This is a genomic window from Burkholderia sp. HAN2018 (assembly GCF_024704855.1).
Taxonomy (GTDB): Bacteria; Pseudomonadota; Gammaproteobacteria; order Burkholderiales; family Burkholderiaceae; genus Burkholderia; species Burkholderia cepacia.
Window position 1 is genome coordinate 1 of record NZ_QOBB01000425.1, and the last position, 2,836, is coordinate 2,836.

Annotated in this window: 2 protein-coding genes; one reads left to right on the forward strand and one right to left on the reverse strand. The window is 67.8% G+C overall.

Annotation, left to right across the window (positions count from 1 at the left end; translation table 11 throughout):
- Nucleotides 1-282 precede the first annotated feature (282 nt).
- The gene (locus tag DPV74_RS40485) at nt 283-2,370 is read left to right on the forward strand and encodes a UvrD-helicase domain-containing protein (protein ID WP_027788668.1); all 2,088 of its coding nucleotides are present in this window, start codon (nt 283-285) and stop codon (nt 2,368-2,370) included.
- A 124-nt stretch (nt 2,371-2,494) separates the two neighbouring features.
- Here the strand turns inward: DPV74_RS40485 and DPV74_RS40490 are convergent.
- The coding region (locus tag DPV74_RS40490) for a cytochrome c5 family protein (protein ID WP_162923307.1) at nt 2,495-2,836 on the reverse strand (342 nt) is incomplete at its 5' end.

Consider the following 2,836-nt stretch of genomic DNA (forward strand, 5'->3'; position numbering starts at 1 on the left):
AGGCGATTCAGGCGATTCAGGCGATTCAGGCGGTTGGGCGCGGGGCGGCGCCGGGTGGAGATATTGTGGCCGATCGCTGCGCGAACGGGGCCGGATTGGCCGCACGGACAAGGGGCGGCGGCGGAATCCGCCCGCGCGGTCCCGTCCGGCGGCGCTCCCGAAAAGCGCGCCGCCGACGTGTTAACATGCGCGTCCTGCCCCGCGTGTCCGCCTGCTTCGCCGGCCCGCCGCGCACGGCATCCTCCCGGCGTTCCGCCGTCAACCGCAACACCATCCGCCATCATGTCCGCAGGCCTCAATCCCGCCCAGAACGAAGCGGTGCGCTACCTCGACGGTCCCTGTCTCGTGCTCGCCGGCGCGGGCAGCGGCAAGACCCGCGTGATCACGCAGAAGATCGCGCACCTGATCGAAGCGAAAGGCTTCGAGCCGCGCCACATCGCGGCCGTCACGTTCACGAACAAGGCGGCCGCCGAAATGCGCGAGCGCGTGGGGAAGCTGCTCGAGGGCAAGACGCTCACCACGCCCGGCAAGGAAGGGCGCAAGGTGCCCGTCAACCAGCTCACCGTCTGCACGTTCCACTCGCTCGGCGTGCAGATCCTGCGCCAGGAGGCCGAGCACGTCGGCCTGAAGCCGCAGTTCTCGATCATGGATTCGGACGACTGCTTCGGGATGATCCAGGAGCAGCTCGGCACGACCGACAAGGGGCTGATCCGCAAGATCCAGAGCATCATCTCGCTGTGGAAGAACGGCCTGATCATGCCCGACGAGGCGATGGCGATCGCGGCCAACGAGGACGAGCACCAGGCCGCGCTGGTCTACCGCAACTACGTCGCGACGCTGCACGCGTACCAGGCGGTCGACTTCGACGACCTGATCCGCCTGCCGGCCGAGCTGTTCGCGAAGAACGAGCAGGTGCGCGACCGCTGGCAGAACAAGCTGCGCTACCTGCTGATCGACGAGTACCAGGACACCAACGCGTGCCAGTACGAACTGCTGAAGCTGCTCGCGGGCCCGCGCGCCGCGTTCACGGCGGTCGGCGACGACGACCAGGCGATCTACGGCTGGCGCGGTGCGACGCTCGAGAACCTCGCGCAGCTCGGCAAGGATTTCCCGAAGCTGCACCTGGTCAAGCTCGAGCAGAACTACCGGTCGACGGTGCGCATCCTCACCGCCGCGAACAACGTGATCGCGAACAACCCGAAACTGTTCGAGAAGAAGCTGTGGTCCGAGCACGGGATGGGCGATTCGATCACCGTCACGCCCTGCAACGACGAGGAGCATGAAGCCGAATCGGTCGTGTTCCGGCTGTCCGCGCACAAGTTCGAGCGGCGCGCGCAGTTCCGCGACTACGCGATCCTGTATCGCGGCAACTTCCAGGCGCGCATCTTCGAGCAGGTGCTGCGGCGCGAACGCATTCCGTACGTGCTGTCGGGCGGCCAGTCGTTCTTCGACAAGGCCGAGATCAAGGACCTGTGCGCGTACCTGCGGCTGATCGCGAACGCCGACGACGATCCCGCGTTCATCCGCGCGGTCACGACGCCGCGCCGCGGGATCGGCAACACGACGCTCGAGGCGCTCGGCTCGTTCGCGGGCCAGGCGAAGGTGTCGTTGTTCGAAGCGGTGTACATGGGCGGCATCGAGGCGCGGCTGTCGGCGCGCCAGGTCGAGCCGCTGCGGATGTTCTGCGACTTCATCCAGCGCCTGACCGAGCGCGCGGACAAGGAGCCCGCGACCGTCGTGCTCGACGACATGATGGAGGCGATCCACTACGAGGCGTACCTGTACGACGCGTTCGACGAGCGCCAGGCGCAGTCGAAGTGGCAGAACGTGCTCGAATTCCTCGAATGGCTGAAGCGCAAGGGCACCAAGCCCGAGACGGAGGCCGTCGACGGCGAGGCCGAAGGCTTCCACAACGCCGACGGGCTCGCCGATACCGGCAAGAACCTGCTCGGCCTGATCCAGACCGTCGCGCTGATGTCGATGCTCGAGGGCAAGGACGAGGATCCGGACGCCGTGCGGCTGTCGACCGTCCATGCATCGAAGGGGCTCGAGTATCCGCACGTGTTCCTGGTCGGCGTCGAGGAAGGCATCATGCCGCACCGCGGCGGCAGCGAGGACGACGGCCCGATCGACAACGAGCGGATCGAGGAGGAGCGCCGGCTGATGTATGTCGCGATCACGCGTGCGCAGCGCAGCCTGCACCTGAACTGGTGCAAGAAGCGCAAGCGGGCGCGCGAGACGGTCGTGTGCGAGCCGTCTCGCTTCATTCCGGAGATGGGGCTCGACGATGCGCCGCCGCCTACCCCGGAAGAGGCGCCGATGTCGCCGAAGGACCGGCTCGCCAGCCTGAAGGCGTTGCTGCAGAAGTGAGGCGGCGGCGCCGTCGGGCGTGCGGTGTTGCGACTAACCGACGATCCGACAGTCAGCCGGTCAGGCAAAAAACAAACCCCCGCGGTGCGCGTGCGCCGCGGGGGTTTTTTCTGGCCGGCCGGTGTTACTTCGCCGAGTTGACCATGTAGTCGACGGCGGCCTTCACGTCGGCGTCGGATGCGTTCGACCCGCCCTTCGGCGGCATCGCGCCCTTGCCGTGCAGCGCGTAGTTGTAGACCGTGTCCATCGAGTCCTTCAGGCGCGGCGCCCAGTCTTCCTTGCTGCCGAACTTCGGCGCGCCGAGCACGCCTGCTCCGTGGCAGGCCACGCAGGTCGACGAGTACAGTGCCTTGCCGGCCGTTGCGGCATCGGCGCTGGCCGGGGCGGCCGCCGGTTGTTCGCCGGCCTTCGGGATCGCGGCGATCGCGGCCTGCGCGGCGGCGATCTGCGCGCTCGCGGCGTCGGC